The organism is Terrabacter sp. LjRoot27, from assembly GCF_964254175.1.
Taxonomy (GTDB): domain Bacteria; phylum Actinomycetota; class Actinomycetes; order Actinomycetales; family Dermatophilaceae; genus Terrabacter.
Genome location: NZ_CAXUSS020000001.1, coordinates 4,192,872 through 4,207,196 on the forward strand (window position 1 = coordinate 4,192,872; position 14,325 = coordinate 4,207,196).

The 14,325-nt window shown below is 74.0% G+C and carries 16 protein-coding genes; 8 read left to right on the forward strand and 8 right to left on the reverse strand.

Features of this window, described 5'->3' with window-relative positions; all coding sequences use genetic code 11:
• Positions 1-7: 7 nt before the first annotated feature.
• The 5 genes from ACSQ2D_RS19335 to ACSQ2D_RS19355 all read right to left on the reverse strand — a co-directional run bounded on the left by ACSQ2D_RS19335 (position 8) and on the right by ACSQ2D_RS19355 (position 5,337).
• Entirely contained in the window at positions 8-1,234 is a 1,227-nt protein-coding gene (locus ACSQ2D_RS19335) for an RNA polymerase sigma factor (RefSeq protein WP_435987879.1), read from the reverse strand.
• Positions 1,235-1,389: 155 nt separating this feature from the next.
• Positions 1,390-1,830: a YciI family protein gene (locus ACSQ2D_RS19340; protein WP_435987533.1), complete on the reverse strand. Its 441-nt coding sequence runs from the start codon at positions 1,828-1,830 to the stop codon at positions 1,390-1,392.
• A gap of 109 nt (positions 1,831-1,939) precedes the next feature.
• Positions 1,940-2,869: a hypothetical protein gene (locus tag ACSQ2D_RS19345; RefSeq protein WP_435987534.1), complete on the reverse strand. Its 930-nt coding sequence runs from the start codon at positions 2,867-2,869 to the stop codon at positions 1,940-1,942.
• A 20-nt stretch (positions 2,870-2,889) separates the two neighbouring features.
• The gene (locus ACSQ2D_RS19350; protein ID WP_435987535.1) at positions 2,890-3,747 is read right to left on the reverse strand and encodes an HAD family hydrolase; all 858 of its coding nucleotides are present in this window, start codon (positions 3,745-3,747) and stop codon (positions 2,890-2,892) included.
• A 222-nt stretch (positions 3,748-3,969) separates the two neighbouring features.
• A complete protein-coding gene (locus ACSQ2D_RS19355) occupies positions 3,970-5,337 on the reverse strand; it encodes a dihydrolipoyl dehydrogenase family protein (protein ID WP_435987536.1) in 1,368 nt (455 codons plus the stop codon).
• Positions 5,338-5,424: 87 nt separating this feature from the next.
• Here ACSQ2D_RS19355 and ACSQ2D_RS19360 point away from each other — a divergent pair, with 87 nt between their 5' ends.
• The gene (locus ACSQ2D_RS19360) at positions 5,425-5,802 is read left to right on the forward strand and encodes a hypothetical protein (protein ID WP_435987537.1); all 378 of its coding nucleotides are present in this window, start codon (positions 5,425-5,427) and stop codon (positions 5,800-5,802) included.
• On the opposite strand, the gene ACSQ2D_RS19365 is transcribed toward ACSQ2D_RS19360, so the two are convergent.
• Entirely contained in the window at positions 5,789-6,733 is a 945-nt protein-coding gene (locus ACSQ2D_RS19365) for a DMT family transporter (protein ID WP_435987538.1), read from the reverse strand. The genes ACSQ2D_RS19360 and ACSQ2D_RS19365 overlap by 14 nt on opposite strands.
• Before the next feature lie 39 nt (positions 6,734-6,772).
• On the opposite strand from ACSQ2D_RS19365, the gene ACSQ2D_RS19370 reads away from it, so the two are divergent.
• The 4 genes from ACSQ2D_RS19370 to ACSQ2D_RS19385 all read left to right on the forward strand — a co-directional run bounded on the left by ACSQ2D_RS19370 (position 6,773) and on the right by ACSQ2D_RS19385 (position 9,566).
• The gene (locus ACSQ2D_RS19370; protein WP_435987539.1) at positions 6,773-7,270 is read left to right on the forward strand and encodes a MarR family winged helix-turn-helix transcriptional regulator; all 498 of its coding nucleotides are present in this window, start codon (positions 6,773-6,775) and stop codon (positions 7,268-7,270) included.
• A gap of 64 nt (positions 7,271-7,334) precedes the next feature.
• Positions 7,335-8,069: a sulfite exporter TauE/SafE family protein gene (locus tag ACSQ2D_RS19375; protein WP_435987540.1), complete on the forward strand. Its 735-nt coding sequence runs from the start codon at positions 7,335-7,337 to the stop codon at positions 8,067-8,069.
• A gap of 24 nt (positions 8,070-8,093) precedes the next feature.
• Positions 8,094-8,945, forward strand: coding sequence for an SCO6745 family protein (locus ACSQ2D_RS19380; protein WP_435987541.1), 852 nt, complete (start codon positions 8,094-8,096; stop codon positions 8,943-8,945).
• Positions 8,946-9,014: 69 nt separating this feature from the next.
• Complete coding sequence (locus ACSQ2D_RS19385) at positions 9,015-9,566, forward strand: HIT family protein (protein ID WP_435987542.1); 552 nt, start codon at positions 9,015-9,017, stop codon at positions 9,564-9,566.
• A 50-nt stretch (positions 9,567-9,616) separates the two neighbouring features.
• Here the strand turns inward: ACSQ2D_RS19385 and ACSQ2D_RS19390 are convergent, their stop codons facing one another.
• Together ACSQ2D_RS19390 and ACSQ2D_RS19395 are read right to left on the reverse strand one after the other, a co-directional pair.
• Entirely contained in the window at positions 9,617-10,429 is an 813-nt protein-coding gene (locus ACSQ2D_RS19390; RefSeq protein WP_435987543.1) for a TIM barrel protein, read from the reverse strand.
• Positions 10,429-11,469, reverse strand: coding sequence for a Gfo/Idh/MocA family oxidoreductase (locus tag ACSQ2D_RS19395; protein ID WP_435987544.1), 1,041 nt, complete (start codon positions 11,467-11,469; stop codon positions 10,429-10,431). Before ACSQ2D_RS19395 ends, ACSQ2D_RS19390 begins: the two co-directional genes overlap by 1 nt.
• Positions 11,470-11,585: 116 nt before the next feature.
• On the opposite strand from ACSQ2D_RS19395, the gene ACSQ2D_RS19400 reads away from it, so the two are divergent.
• Genes ACSQ2D_RS19400 through ACSQ2D_RS19410 form a run of 3 tightly spaced genes read left to right on the forward strand, consistent with a single transcriptional unit; the run spans position 11,586 to position 14,317 of the window.
• Positions 11,586-12,626, forward strand: a complete 1,041-nt coding sequence (locus ACSQ2D_RS19400) for a LacI family DNA-binding transcriptional regulator (RefSeq protein ID WP_435987545.1) — start codon at positions 11,586-11,588, stop codon at positions 12,624-12,626.
• Positions 12,623-13,426, forward strand: coding sequence for an alpha/beta fold hydrolase (locus ACSQ2D_RS19405; RefSeq protein ID WP_435987546.1), 804 nt, complete (start codon positions 12,623-12,625; stop codon positions 13,424-13,426). Before ACSQ2D_RS19400 ends, ACSQ2D_RS19405 begins: the two co-directional genes overlap by 4 nt.
• Before the next feature lie 54 nt (positions 13,427-13,480).
• A complete protein-coding gene (locus ACSQ2D_RS19410) occupies positions 13,481-14,317 on the forward strand; it encodes an alpha/beta fold hydrolase (protein WP_435987547.1) in 837 nt (278 codons plus the stop codon).
• Positions 14,318-14,325: the final 8 nt, after the last annotated feature.

Consider the following 14,325-nt stretch of genomic DNA (forward strand, 5'->3'; position numbering starts at 1 on the left):
GGGCCGCTCAGCCGTCGCCGGCCGCGCGTCGCAGGAGGAGGGCCCTCTCGGCATCGTTCTGCGTCATGGCTGCCGCGCGGGCGAACTCGGCCCGGGCTTCCTCGTCGCGGCCGAGGCGGGCGAGCAGGTCGCCGCGGACGCTCGGCAGGAGGTGGTAGTCAGCAAGAGCCCCGGCGGCGACGAGCCCGTCGACGACCTCGAGCGCCGCGGCCGGACCCTCGGCGTAGGAGAGGGCGACCGCGCGGTTGAGCTCGATGACGGGCGACGGACGGGTGGCACCGAGCTGGGCGTAGAGCGCGACGATGCGCGGCCAGTCGGTGGCCTCGGGCGTCCGGGCGCGGGCGTGGCAGGCGGCGATGGCGGCCTGCAGCACGTAGGGACCGGCGGTTCCCCGGGCGGGGTCGACGAGCGACACGGCCCGATCGAGGGCAGCGAGCGCGTGGCGGATGAGGGCCCAGTCCCACTTCGTGCGGTCCTGGTCGAGGAGCAGGACCGGCTCGCCGTGGGGGCCGATGCGGGCGCGGGTGCGCGAGGCCTGGATCTCCATGAGGGCGAGGAGGCCGTGCACCTCGGGCTCGCTCGGTGCGAGCGCCGAGAGCACGCGCCCGAGCCGGATGGCCTCCTCCATGAGGTCGCCGCGCACCCAGTCGCGGCCCGACGTCGCGGCATACCCCTCGTTGAAGATGAGGTAGACGACCTCGAGGACCGACGCGAGGCGCGGCGCGAGCTCGGCGCCCGACGGCACCTCGATGGTGACGCCGTCCTGGCTCAGGGTCTTCTTCGCGCGCGAGATGCGCTGGGCGACGGTCGGCTCTGTCGTCAGGAATGCGCGGGCGATCTCGCGTGTCGTCAGACCGCCGATCATCCTCAGCGTCAAGGAGATCCGAGCCTGGGCGGTGAGGGCAGGGTGGCACGCGGCGAAGACGAGGCCGAGGACGTCGTCGTCGATGTCCTCGAGCGCGACGTCGAAGTCGCCCTCGGCCAGCTCGGCCACCCGCAGCTCCTCCATGTGTCCCACCTGCTGCAGCTTGCTCGCGAGGTTGACGTCGCGACGGATGCGGTCGATGGCCCGACGCCGGGCGGTCGAGGTCAGCCAGGCCCCCGGCTTGGTCGGGATGCCGTCGCGGGGCCACTGCTCGAGCGCCTGCACGAACGCGTCCTGGGCGAGGTCCTCGGCCAGGCCGACGTCGCCGACGAGGCGGGCCACGACGGCCGTCACCTTGGCGGCCTCCATGCGCCACACGGCCTCCAGCGTGCGCTGGACGTCGTCGGATCGCAGGCCCGGTTCGGCGGTGGATGACACCCGGACACTCTGGCACGAACCGGGGTCACCGACCCCGCCACACGGCATACGCGCTCGTGGGGGCCGTGTCGCGTGACCGGTGCCGGTCAGCCGCCGGCGGCGTTGCGAGCGGCCTCGGCCCGCATCTGCTCCTCGCGCTCGCGCAGCTCGGGCGTGAAGGCGTCGCCGAAGTCCTCGGGGGAGAAGACCTGCCGCAGCTCGAGCGCCTGACCGGGGTCGGGCGCGCACGAGACCGGCCACTTGCGGAGCCACTCGAGCGCCTCCTCGCGAGAGCTGACGTCGATGATCGTGAAGCCGGCGATGAGCTCCTTGGCCTCGGCGAACGGCCCGTCGGTCACGACCCAGTCGCCGTCCTCGCAGGTGACCCGCGCACCCTTGGCGGTCGGGTGCAGCCCCTGGCCGTCGACGAAGACGCCGGCCCTGAGCATCTCCTCGTTGTAGGCCTGCATGTCGGCGAACTGCTGCTCGGTGCCGGTCGTGCCCTGCTCGGTCTCGGGGGTGGCGTGGACGATGATCATGAAGCGCATGGCGGTCTCCTCCTGCGGTCGGCGCGGGGCCGTCGGGCCCTGCTCACCTCTACGTCGAACGGGCCGCACGCGTCTCGACACGGGCCCTCGAGAAACCTCCGGCGAGGGCTCAGCGACCGTCCGGTCGTCCGATGCTGGCACGGACGCGGCCGGCGAGGGCGCGGTAGAAGTCGGCGTTCGCGAGGTAGCGGTAGTGGTCGGTCGCGAGACTGCCCGCGGCGAAGAACGCCGAGTCGTCGACGCCCTCGACGATGCCCTCCGCGCGGAAGCTCAGCAGGTCGGCGTGGTCCCAGACGTTCCACCAGCCGCCGAGGTGCTCGCGGGGAGGGTATGCCGCCGGGCCGGGTCCACGGTCGGGCGCGCTCTCGAGGAAGAGCCCCAGCTCCTCGAAGAGTCCGACCTGCGACGCGGCCGCGCACCAGTAGTCGATGCGGATGCCACGGTGCTCGGGCATCCGCGGCAGGAAGTGGGTGACGAGGTCGTAGACGATCTGCCCGCCCATGCTGTGGGTGAGGACGACGAGCGGCTCGCCCCGGCTCTCGGCGGCGAAGGCCGCGGTGTCGAGGCCGGCGAGGACGCGCTCGATGATCGGCCCCGGAGCCCCCGCACTGCCGCGCGTCGAGACGTAGGTGAGGACGTCGCCGAGGAAGACCGGCACGAAGTCCTCGAGCGGCCGGCGCAGCGACGTCGCCGCCCCCCGCAGCCGCCGGATGCGTCTCGGCTCGGGGGTGACGTCGTCGACCGCGTCCACGACCGCCTCCTCGACCGCCTCTGCGACCGCCTCCTCGGCGGCCTCCGGCAGGTCGAGGGGTCGCGACACGAGGGACCGGCCGCCGAAGGCGAAGTGCGCGCCGAGGTCACCCCAGTAGATCCGCATGATCGGCACGCCACCGGGGTCGTCCGACACGGCGGGAGCGACGTGCTCGCGCAGCTGCGCCTCGATGGCGGGCCACGGCACCTCGCCGAAGGCCCGCGTCGCCCGGGCGAGGGTCGCGTCCTCGTCACGGACCGCGACGCCGTGGACGAAGACGATCGGCACGCGACGACCCGCCGTCCGGGCTAGAGCTCGAGCCGGGCCGTGGCGGCCGACTCGACCCCGTCGCGGAAGGCGACGCCCTCGCGGGCGGCCTGAGCCACCGCCTCGAGGACCGGGACGAGACCGTCCTCGTCGACGTGACCGGTGACCTCGTCGGCGACGGCCTTGACCTGGTCGGGGGCGTTGCCCATGGCGACGCCCCACGCGGCCCAGTGCAGCATCTCGAGGTCGTTGCGCTGGTCGCCGCAGGCGACGGTGTGGATCGGCTCGACGCGCAGCTGGCGGCGGACGAGCTCGAGGGCGCTCGCCTTGGACACGCCCTCGGGGTTGATGTCGAGCCACGCGGACCAGCCGACGGCATACGACACCCCGTGCAGACCGGCGCGCTCGACCATCTCCATGAACTCCTCGGCCGTGGCCTCGGGCTGGCGGAGGGTGACGCGTGTGACGGGGTGCGCGATGAGCTCGTCCCACTCGACCTCGCGCGACTCACCCATGAGCTCACCGTCGGGGAAGTGCCTGCTCACCTTGAAGCCGACGCCGGGCTCCTCGACGGCGATGAGCGCGTCGGGGAGGGCGACGCGCATCTTCTCGAGCACCGACCGGGGGTCGAAGGTCACCATGTCGATGATCGAGTAGCCCTCTGCCGCAGACGGGTCGAGCTGGAGCGTCAGGGCGCCGTTGGAGCAGATGGCGTAGCCCTGGCGCAGCCCGAGGGCCTCGAGGATCGGCGTCGTCGCGATGATCGAGCGGCCCGTCGCGATGACGACGGCGACGTCGTCGGGCAGGGCCTGGACGGCGTCGCGGACGCGATCGGAGAGCTCGCCCATGTGGTTGAGAGTCGTGCCGTCGAGGTCGAGGGCGAGCAGTCGCTGTGCCATGCGCTCACCGTATCGCCCGGATCGAGCCGCCCACGCAGGCCCGGACACTCGTCGCCCGCGCGCCGCGCCGCGCTCACCGGAACGTCGCCCGGCGTTCGCCGCTCGGCGGCCTGCTGCCGACGGACGACCGTTGCTCGTCGGACCGCCCCGACACGCCGTGCGACACGCCGGAGGAGCGCACTGGCGCCGACCAACGGTCGTCCGTCGGCGCGACCCGCGGCGTCAGGCGAGGCGGCCGAGGGCGTCCTCGATGCCGCGGTGCAGGGTCGGGTAGGCGTAGATCATCGAGCGCAGCCGCTCGATCGGGACCTCGCCGTGCACGGCGACGGCGAGCGCCCCGAGCACCTCTCCCCCGGCCGGCCCCATCGTCGTGGCGCCGACGAGGACGCCGCGGTCCGCGTCGGCGACGACCTTGATGAGGCCGTCGGCCTTGGCGATCCAGCCGCGGGTCGTCTCGCCGAGCGGCGTGACGCCGACCTGGACGTTGGCGAGCTTCTCGCGGGCCTGCTGCTCGGTCATCCCGACGGCACCGACCTCGGGATCGGTGAACGTGACGCGCGGGAGGGCGGCATACTCCGCCGGCGGGCCGTCGTCGCCGAGGACGTCACGGATGACGACTCCCGCCTGGTACATCGAGACGTGCGTGAAGGCGCCCTTGCCGGTGATGTCGCCGACGGCCCAGACGCCGTCGGTGACACGGCAGCGGTCGTCGACGGGCGCGGTGCGCGAGTCCTCGGCGACGCCGACCGTGTCGAGCCCGACCGCGGCGGGGTCGGCGCGGCGACCGGTGGCGACGAGGAGCTTCTCCGCCGTCAGCGTCGAGCCGTCGGCGAGCGTCACGCTGAAGGCGGTGCCGTCGTACGTGACCTTCTCGGCGCCGACGCCCTGCCGGACGGTGACGCCGTCGGCCTCGAGGGCGGTCGCGAGCGCCGCTGAGGCCTCGGGCTCCTCGAGGGCGAGGATGCGGTCGGCGGCCTCGACGACGGTCACGTCGACGCCGAAGCGGGCCATGACCTGGCTCAGCTCGCAGCCGATGGCGCCGCCGCCGAGGACGACGACCGAGGCGGGCAGCTCGCTGGCCTCGACGATGTCGTGGTTGGTCCAGTAGGGCGTGTCCGCTAGACCCTCGACGGGCGGGATCGCAGCCGTCGTGCCGGTGTTGACGACGATGCCCGTGGTCGCCGTGTAGGCGGTGCCGTCGACGTCGACGCGCCCGGGCCCCGCGATGCGCGCCGTCCCGCGGACGAACGTCGCACCCTTGCCGGTGAGTCGCTCGACGGCGACCTTGTCGTCCCAGTCGTCGGTGGCCTCCTCCCGGATGCGCTTCGCGACGACGGACCAGTCGGGCGTCACCTCGCCGACCGAGCCTGCCAGCCCCTCCACGCGACGGGCCTCGGCGAGCGCGTCGGCGGCGCGGATCATCATCTTCGACGGGATGCAGCCCCAGTAGGGGCACTCACCTCCGACGAGCCGGCGGTCGACGCCGAGGACGCGCAGGCCGCGCTCGGCGAGGCTCCCGGCGACGTGCTCACCCCCCGGTCCGAGCCCGATGACGATGACGTCGAAGGTGTGGTCGGTGTCGGTGGCCATGCCACAGCCTTACCCGCCCGGGCCCCGGTGGGAAGAGGCGGCCGTATGCCGTCCGCCGCGGTCGCGCTGTGCAGCTAGGGTCGGCGCGTGGAACAGGGGAACACCGATCTCGTGCTGCTGCTGTGGGCGACCAGGGCCTTCGCCGTCGTCATGCTGCTCGGAGTCGTCGCGATCGTGGCCGGTGGCTGGTGGGTGATCGCGCGCCCGGTCTTCGTCGAGGCGCTGCGTGCGCGTCGCACCGGCGACTGGTGGCACCCGTTCCTGCCGCGCGACGGTGGGTCGTGGGGGCCGCTGGCACGGAACCGGTGGTGGTCGGTCTTCCGCGCCGACCGTCGCGGCACGACAGGAGGGCTCGCCTGGCGCTGGGCGTGGTGGGGCGCCGTCGCGGCGGTCTTCACCGTCGTCCTGCCGTATGCCGTCATCAGCTCCGTCGTCCGCCTGGCCGGGGTGCTCACGAACGGCTGACCGGCACCGCCGTGTCGCCCATCGGGACGGTCGGCGCGCTGGCCGGCGCGGCGCGACGGGCGAGGCGGGCCCGGATCGGCTCCTGCGCGGCGAGGACGCTGCCGACGACGAGGACCATGGCGACGAGGTGCACGGGGCCGAAGTGCTCGCCGAGGAGTGCGACACCGAGCAGCACGCCGACGACCGGGTTGACGAGGCCGATGATCGAGGCCGACGTCGGGCCGAGGATCGCCAGGCCGCGGAACCACAGGACGTAGGCGACGCCGCTGCCGAGCAGGCCGAGGTAGACGAGGGCCCCGACGGCCGGCAGGTCGAGCGCGGGCGGTGCGCCCTCGACGACGAGCCCGATGGGCAGCAGCACCAGGCCGCCGGCGACGAGCTGCCACGACGTCATGGTGACGACGTCGTCGGTGGGCGACCACTTCCTCGTCAGGACGAAGCCCACCGACGAGAGCACGACGGCGAGGAAGCCGGCCCCGAGGCCGACCGGGTCGAGGGGCTTGTCGAGCCCGTTCTGGAGGACGAGCAGCGCGACCCCGACGAGGCCGACCAGACCGGCGGCCACCGAGACCCGGGCGGGGCGCTGACCCAGGAGCAGCCGGGAGACGCCCATCGTCACCATCGGGGCGGTCGCGACGAGCGTGGCCCCGAGCCCGCTCGGGAGGCGGTAGGCCGCGAGGAAGAGCAGCGCGTAGAAGAGGCCGATGTTGAGCGAGCCGAGGACGAGCGAGCGCCACCACCAGTCGCGCCGAGGCAGGCGTCGGAGCCAGAGGAGCATGAGCAGGCCGACGGGCAGGGCCCGCACGGTGGCGGCGAAGAGCGGACGGTCGGGTGGCAGCCACTGCTGCGTGACGGCATACGTGGACCCCCAGATGGCGGCGGGGAGCGCCGTCGTCGCGACGTCCGCCCAGCTCGACCGATTGCCTTCCATGGAAGATAAAATACCTTCCGGAGAAGATATATTCCCGTCATGGACCACCACGAGGACCACGCGCAGCACGTCGTCGACCAGTGGGCGGCCGTCCGTCCCGAGCTCGACGTCACCCCGGTGCTCGTCATCGGCCGGCTGCACCGCGTCGCCCTGGCCCTGACGACCGAGCTCGTGAAGGTCTACAACGCGCACGGTCTCGGCGAGGGCGACTTCGACGTGCTCGCGACCCTGCGCCGCACCGGCGAGCCCTACGAGCTGACACCCACCGAGCTCATGGACCAGACGATGGTGACGTCGGGCGCCGTGACGAAGCGCCTCGACCGGCTCGAGGGCGCGGGCCTCGTCGAGCGGCGCGTCGCGGACGACGACCGTCGCAGCCGCATCGTCGTCCTCACCGGGAAGGGGCGCGAGCTCATCGACCGCGCGGCGCCCGAGCACTTCGCCAACGAGGAGCGGCTGCTCGAGCCGCTCACGGCGAGCGAGCGGGCCACGCTCGCCCGGCTGCTCGGCAAGCTCGGCGCCTCCCTCGGGGTCTGAGACCGGGTCCACCCGCGACGGACGGGCGCCCGGACGCTGCGCCGGCGGCATACGCTGCGCTTCCATGACCGTCGCGTCGCTGGTGCTGCTCGGGGTCGCCGCGCTGCTCATCGGCTTCGCCAAGACGGCCATCGGCGGCGTCGCGAGCATCTCCATCGCGATCTTCGCCTTCGTCCTGCCGACGAAGGAGTCGACGGCGGCGATCCTGCTGCTCCTCCTCATCGGCGACGTCGTCGCCGTCTGGCACTACCGCCGTGACGCCGACCTCGGCCTGCTCAAGCGGCTCATCCCGGCCGTGCTGCCGGGGCTCGCCCTGGGCGCCCTCTTCCTCTCGTGGGTCGACGACGACACGCTGCGCCGGGCCATCGGCGGCCTGCTCCTCGTCCTCGCGGCGCTCCAGCTCGTCCTCACGTGGCGCTCACCCGACACGGCCCGGGTGGGCTCCTCCCGCGCGGCTGCGCTCGGCACCGGCGCGGCGGCAGGCTTCGCGACGATGACGGCGAACGCCGCAGGCCCGGTCATGACCCTCTACCTCGTCGCCCAGGGGGTCGAGAAGCGCCGCTTCCTCGGCACGGGTGCGCTCTTCTTCTTCGGGGTCAACCTCTGCAAGGTGCCCTTCAGCATCGGACTCGGCCTCTTCAGCCTCGAGACCCTCTGGCGCACAGCGCTGCTCGCCCCCCTCGTGCTCGTCGGCACGTGGGTCGGGCTGCACACGGCGCGGCGTCTCAGCCAGACCCGCTTCGACCAGGCCGTGCTCGCCGCGACCGTCGTCTCGGCGCTGGCCCTCGTCGTGCGCTGAGCCACGGCGCCTAGGGTGCTGGTCATGAGCCGCGCTGCCGACGACGTCGACCTCATCCGGGCCTCGCGACAGGCGTGGGGAGGCCTCGAGACGCTCCACGTGCTCGGCTACTTCGCCGACGACGTGCGTGACGCCTACGTCGCCCTCGGGCTGCACCCGCGCCTCAGCTACTTCGCCGCCCGTTCGGCGGCCTTCGGTGCGGTCGGGCCCGAGGTGCCGACCGCGACGTTCTACGTCTTCGCGCCGTGGCTGCACGCCAAGGCCCTGCCCGCGTCGTGGGCGGTCGCGAGCCCCGAGCAGGTGCAGCAGGCCCGGCGCGACGGCATGGCAGTCGTGCTCGACCGTGTCGTCGGCGACACCGACGTCAGCGAGCTGCTCGACCTCGCCCGCGCCGTCTGCGCGGGCCTCACGGCCCCCGGCCGCCCGTTGTATGCCGCCCACGCCGGGCTCGCGTGGCCCGACGAGCCGCGCCTCGCGCTCTGGCACGCCGCGACGCTCATCCGCGAGCACCGCGGCGACGGCCACGTGGCGGCCCTGCTGCGCGCCGGGCTCGACCCGGTCGAGTCGATCGTCATCGGCGGGCTCTTCTCCGGCAGCACCGGCTTCATGCGGTCGAGCCGCGGCTGGTCCGACGAGGAGTGGGCGGCGGGCGTCGAGCGGCTCACCGAGCGCGGGCTCGTCGACGGCGACGGTCTGACCGAGCACGGCCTCGCCTTCCGCAAGGACCTCGAGCGCGAGACGGACCGGATGGCCCTCGAGGGCTGGGCCCACCTCGGGCTCGACGGCACGCGCCGGGTCGCCGAGCTCGCGGCGCCGCTGCGGGCGGCCGCGCTCGCGAGCGGCATCCTCCCCCACTGGATCAGCTCCCGCGGCTGACGCGGACCCGCGTCGGAGGACCGCAAAGACGATCAGGTCCGAGGCGTCACGTCGGCGCAGGATCGGGTCATGACCACACGAACCGCCCCCGCGCCCGACCTCGTCCCGACCAGCTTCGACACGCTCCCCTGGTCCGGTCCGCTCACCTCACGCGCCCCGTCCCCCCGCATCGTTCCCGAGCCGCCGCGTCGCGGAGAGCCGGGCGGCGAGGAGTGCGGGGTGTGCTCCCACCACACGAGCAGCAGCGTCTGGAGCGACGAGCACTGGACCCTGCACCCCGCCGTCGGGGGCAGCCTGCCCGGCACCGTCTGGCTCGCCAGCCGCGAGCACGTCGACTCCCTGGTCGACCTGCCGGCGGCGGTCGCGGCGTCGTTCGGTCTCGTCCTGGCCCGCGTCGAGCGCGCGATCCTCGCGCTCGGCGACGTCGGCCGGGTCCACGTCTACCGGTGGGGTGACGGCGGAGCGCACTTCCACGTCTGGCTCATGCCGCGACCTCTCGGGATGCTCGACGCCAACGGCCCGATGCTGCCGCTGTGGGAGGACGTCCTGCCCAACATCTCCGACGAGGCCATGCGCGAGTCGGCCGAGCGGGTCGCCGCGGCAATGGAGTCGACGAGCTGAGCCTGCCCGCCGGCGAGCGTCCCGGGCCGTCGTGCCCGACGCGGCTCCGCTCAGGGCGCCGGCGACGACGGCTCGGGAGTGAAGGCGTCGCGGAAGCGCTTCAGTGCGACCTCGTCGTCGACCGAGGCGAAGCCCTCGAGACCGATCGGACCGGCGTAGCCCATCTCGACGAGGGCCCGCGCGATCGCCGGATAGGCGATCTCCCCGGTGCCGGGCTCGCGACGACCGGGCACGTCGGCCACCTGGACCTCGCCGATGTGCGGCAGGGCCCGGCGGCAGAGCTCGATGAGGTTCCCCTCCCCGATCTGGGCGTGGTAGAGGTCGAGCATCAGCTTGAGGTGCGGGCTGTCGACGGCCTCGACGAGAGCCAGGCAGTCGGCGGCGGTCGCGAAGGGCACGCCGGGGTGGTCGACGGCGGTGTTGAGGTTCTCGAGGACGAACATGACGCCCTCGCGCTCCCCCAGCTCGGCGATGCGTCCGAGCGTGCGCTGGGCCGTCAGCCACATCGGTCCCGTCGCCATGGGCTCGGGACGCACGGGCAGGCCCCGGTCGTCGAGGCCCGTGCCGTGGAGGTTGAGGCGCGGGATGCCGAGCCGCCGCGCCACGGGCACCGACTCGGCCGCGGTCGCGAGCAGCTCACTCGCTCCCTCGTCGTCACCGAGCCGGCCGCGCACGTAGCCGGTCATCGACGAGTAGACGACGCCCTCGTCACGGAGGGCGACGAGCTCGTCGACGTCGTGCCGCGTCCAGTCCCAGATCTCGACCTCGAAGCCGAGCGCGTGGATGCGCCGCACCCGCTCGGTGAAGGGCAGGTCGAGGTAGACCATCTCGGCGCTCACCGCGAGCGTGAACGGGCTCGCCATCAGGCACCCGCTCCGGTCGTCACGCGGTCGGTGTCGCGGATGGTCACGGTGCGACCGGTCTCGACGGCCTCGATGCAGGCGAGCGCGATCCGCAGCGCGGCGCGCGCGTCCTCACCACCGACCTGCGTGGGCCCGCCGGCGCGGACCGCGGCGCAGAAGGCAGCGAGCTCGGCGGCATACGCGTCGGTGAACAGGTCGGTGTCGGCGCGGGCCGTCGGACTCGCGACCCCGGCCGCGCTCCAGTGCGCGGTGCGGAGGTGGGCCGGGCTCCCGGCCGTGACCATCCCGGCCGAGCCGAAGACCTCGGCGCGCACGTCGTAGCCGTAGGCAGCCGAGAAGCTCGCCTCGGCGACGGCGATCGCCCCGTTGTCGTAGCGGATCGTCACGACGGCGGTGTCGAGCAGGCCGGCGTCCTTGAAGTCGGGCGCGACGAGGGCGTCGGCCATGACGGAGACCTCGACGGCCGTCGCGCCGGCGTTGAACCAGTTGAGCGCGTCGAAGTCGTGGATGAGCGTCTGGGTGAAGATCGTCCACGGCGGCACGCCGGCCGGGTCGGCGAGCCCGGGGTCACGGGTGAGCGAGCGGAGCAGCTGCGGCGTCCCGATGCCCCCGGCGGCGACCGTCTCGTGGGCGGCGGCGAAGTCGCTGGCGAAGCGCCGGTTGAAGCCGACCTGCAGGGGTATGCCGGCAGCTCGGGCCGCGGCGACCGCGCGGTCGGCGTCGGCGAGGGTCATCGCCATCGGCTTCTCGACGAAGACGGCCTTGCCGGCCCCCGCGGCGGCGACGACGAGGTCGGCGTGCGCCGTGCTGGCGCACGTGATGGCGACGGCCTCGACCCGGGGGTCGTCGATGAGCGCCTGCGGGTCGGTGGTCCACGGGGCGCCGAGCTCCTCGCCGAGGCGTTCCGCCGCGGCGGCCCGGGGGTCGGCGACGGCGACGAGCTCGGCCTCACCGAGCCTCCGAGCCAACGTCGTGGCGTGGTGGGTGCCGATGCGGCCGGCGCCGATGAGACCGATGCGGACCGGGTCGATGCGCGTCATGGCTGCTCCTTCGCAGAGAGGGACTAGAGCGCTCTAGTTCGTCCCTCATTGAAGCGCTCCACCGCCGCGCCGGTCAAGGGCTGGCCCATGGCCATGGAGCGCTCTAGAGTCGCGACGTGGGCAGCGAGAGGGTCACGATGGAGCACGTCGCCGCACGTGCCGGCGTCTCGCGCGCCCTCGTGTCGATCGTCTTCCGCGGTGTCGCCGGCGCCTCCGAGGCGACCCGCGAGCGCGTCCTCACCGCCGCACGCGAGCTCGACTACCGACCCGACACCCGCGCCAGCCGTCTCGGCAGCAGCCGCACCCGGACGCTGGGCGTGACCTTCAGCGTCGGGCACGCCTTCCACGGCGACCTGCTGGAGAGCCTCTACACGCACGCCGACGCGGCGGCCTACGAGCTGGTGCTGAGCGGCGTCACGCCGTCGCGCTCGGAGGCGGCCGCTGTGGAGACGCTGCTCGCCGAGCGGTGCGAGGGCATCATCCTGCTCGGCAGCAGCCAGGGCGCGGCCCACCTGGAGCGCCTGGCCGCACGGCTCCCGGTCGTCAGCGTCCTGCGGCCCGTCCCCGGCGGCGGCGTCGGGGTCGTCCGCACCGACGACGCCGCGGGGCTGCGCCTGTCGGTCGAGCACCTCCGCGGCCTCGGCCACCGGCGGATCGCCCTCCTCGACGGCGGTCGCACCGCGGGCGCGTCAGAGCGGCGCCGCGGCTACCGCACGGCGATGCGCCGCTCACCGGCCCTGACCGAGAGGGTCCTGCCGGGCGGCGTCAGCGAGCTCGAGGGAGCCGAGGCGGCCCGCGCCTACCTCGCGCTCGGCGCGCGCGAACGGCCCACGGCCGTGGCGGCGTTCAACGACCGGTGCGCGATCGGCTTCGTCGACGTGGTGCGGCAGGCCGGGCTCCGCGTGCCCGGTGACGTGTCCGTCGTCGGCTTCGACGACATCACCGAGGCCGGCTACCCGCACGTGGCCCTGACGACGGTGCGCCAGGACGCCCAGCGCCTCGGATCCGAGACCGTGCGCACCCTGGCCGACCGGCTCGACCGCGAGTCCCCCGAGGGAGGGTCCGGCACGGCGCACGCCGACCCCGTCGTCATCGAGCCCGAGCTCGTCGTGCGCGCCAGCACGGCTCCTGTCGCTGGCCGCGGCGCGCCCTCGTGAAGCCGCGTGACGTGCTCGGCCGCGACGTCGGGCCGGACGTGCGCGTGCAGCTCACGAGCCTCCGGGGTCGCGTCGTCCGGTCGTTGTCGCTCGGCGGCGACGAGCCTCGCACGACACCGCTCGTCGTCCTCCTCCCCGGGCTCGGACTGCCCTTCTACACGATCCCCACGGCCCGGGCCCTCGTCGCCCGTGGCCTGGCCTGCACGGTGCTCGACCTGCCGGGCTTCGGCTCCGACCTGCCGCGGCCGACGAGCCCCTCCATCCACGCGACGGGCCTGACGGCCGCCCGGTGGATCGAGGCCCAGGCCGCCGGGCACCCGGTCGTCGTCCTCGGCCACTCGACGGGCGGGCAGGCGGCGCTGACCGCCGCCCTCGCCCTCAGCGCCCGCCGCCGCGACTTCTCGCTCGTGCTCGCCGGGACGACCTTCGCGCCCGAGCAGCGCCGCCTGCACCGGTTGGCCCGTGCGACTCCCTTCGCCTACCGCGACGACCGCCTCGACCAGGTCGACGCGATGGAGGTCTACCGGGGCCGGGGCGGCATCGTCGCGATGCTCCGGTCAGGGCTCCGCGACGCCCCGGAGGAGCGGATCGCGCACCTGCCGGTGCCCGTGACGGTGACGGCAGGGGTGCACGACGCCTTCGTGCCGGTCACGTGGCTCGACCAGCTGGCCGGGTCGGCCGGCAGCGCGCCCCGCGTCCGCACGTCGCTGCTCGGCGGGTCGCACAACAACCTCTTCACGCACCCCGACGAGATCGCCGACCTCGTCGCGCTGGCCGCCGCCGACGCGACCGCCGGCTGAGCGGCGCGCAAAAGAGCAGGCGCCACGGTCGGTCCGGCTGGCACGGTGGGAGCCATGCCGACCTTCACGTCGCACGACGGCTCCGAGCTCGCCTACCGCGTCGACGGCACGGGCGACCCGCTCGTCGTCTGGCCCGGCGGGCCCGCGCGCGACGCCGCCTACCTCGGCGACCTCGGCGGGCTGGCCGACGTGGCCGGGCGCGCGCTCGTCGTCCCCGACCCGCGCGGCACGGGCGCGTCACCGAGGCCTGCCGACCTCACGGCATACGGCCCGTCGCGGCTCGCCGACGACCTCGAGGCCCTGCGCACCCACCTCGGGCTCGAGCGCCTCGAGCTCCTGGGCCACTCCGCCGGCGCGTCGGTGTGCCTGCTGTACGCCGCCCGCCACCCCGAGCGGGTCCGCCGCCTCGTCCTCGTCACGCCGAGCACGGCGGCGGCGGGCCTCGACATCGACGACGACGAGTGGGAGGCCCGGGTCGCGCTTCGCTCTGGCGAGCCGTGGTTCGCGGCGGCACACGCCGCCCTCGAGTCCGACGACGACTCACCCGCGAGACGGCAGGCCATGTCGCCCTTCCTCTACGGGGCGTGGACCGTCGCGGCGCAGCAGCACGCGGCGACGGACGACGCCCAGCGCAACCGCGAGGGCACCCGGGCCTTCCGCTCCGAGCCGGTCGATGCCACGGCGACGCGGGCAGCGCTGACCGCGCTCGTCACCCCGGTGCGGGTCGTCGTCGGCGAGCTCGACCTCATGCCGGGGCCGGATCTCGGCGTCGAGCTCGCCGAGGTCTTCGCCGACGGTGGCTGCGTCGTGCAGCCGGGCGCCGGCCACTTCCCATGGGTCGACGACCCAGAGCTCTTCGCACGACTCGTCACCGACGTCCTCACCGGCTGAGTCGCGCC

Coding starts and splice junctions, on each gene's coding strand:
- ACSQ2D_RS19375 (WP_435987540.1), top strand. CDS start 7,335: ATGACCGTCGCGTCGCTGGTGCTGCTCGGGGTCGCCGCGCTGCTCATC.
- ACSQ2D_RS19370 (WP_435987539.1), top strand. CDS start 6,773: ATGGACCACCACGAGGACCACGCGCAGCACGTCGTCGACCAGTGGGCG.
- ACSQ2D_RS19380 (WP_435987541.1), top strand. CDS start 8,094: ATGAGCCGCGCTGCCGACGACGTCGACCTCATCCGGGCCTCGCGACAG.
- ACSQ2D_RS19335 (WP_435987879.1), bottom strand. CDS start 1,234: ATGGAGGCCGCCAAGGTGACGGCCGTCGTGGCCCGCCTCGTCGGCGAC.
- ACSQ2D_RS19365 (WP_435987538.1), bottom strand. CDS start 6,733: ATGGAAGGCAATCGGTCGAGCTGGGCGGACGTCGCGACGACGGCGCTC.
- ACSQ2D_RS19390 (WP_435987543.1), bottom strand. CDS start 10,429: ATGGCGAGCCCGTTCACGCTCGCGGTGAGCGCCGAGATGGTCTACCTC.
- ACSQ2D_RS19340 (WP_435987533.1), bottom strand. CDS start 1,830: ATGCGCTTCATGATCATCGTCCACGCCACCCCCGAGACCGAGCAGGGC.
- ACSQ2D_RS19350 (WP_435987535.1), bottom strand. CDS start 3,747: ATGGCACAGCGACTGCTCGCCCTCGACCTCGACGGCACGACTCTCAAC.
- ACSQ2D_RS19355 (WP_435987536.1), bottom strand. CDS start 5,337: ATGGCCACCGACACCGACCACACCTTCGACGTCATCGTCATCGGGCTC.
- ACSQ2D_RS19410 (WP_435987547.1), top strand. CDS start 13,481: ATGCCGACCTTCACGTCGCACGACGGCTCCGAGCTCGCCTACCGCGTC.
- ACSQ2D_RS19385 (WP_435987542.1), top strand. CDS start 9,015: ATGACCACACGAACCGCCCCCGCGCCCGACCTCGTCCCGACCAGCTTC.
- ACSQ2D_RS19395 (WP_435987544.1), bottom strand. CDS start 11,469: ATGACGCGCATCGACCCGGTCCGCATCGGTCTCATCGGCGCCGGCCGC.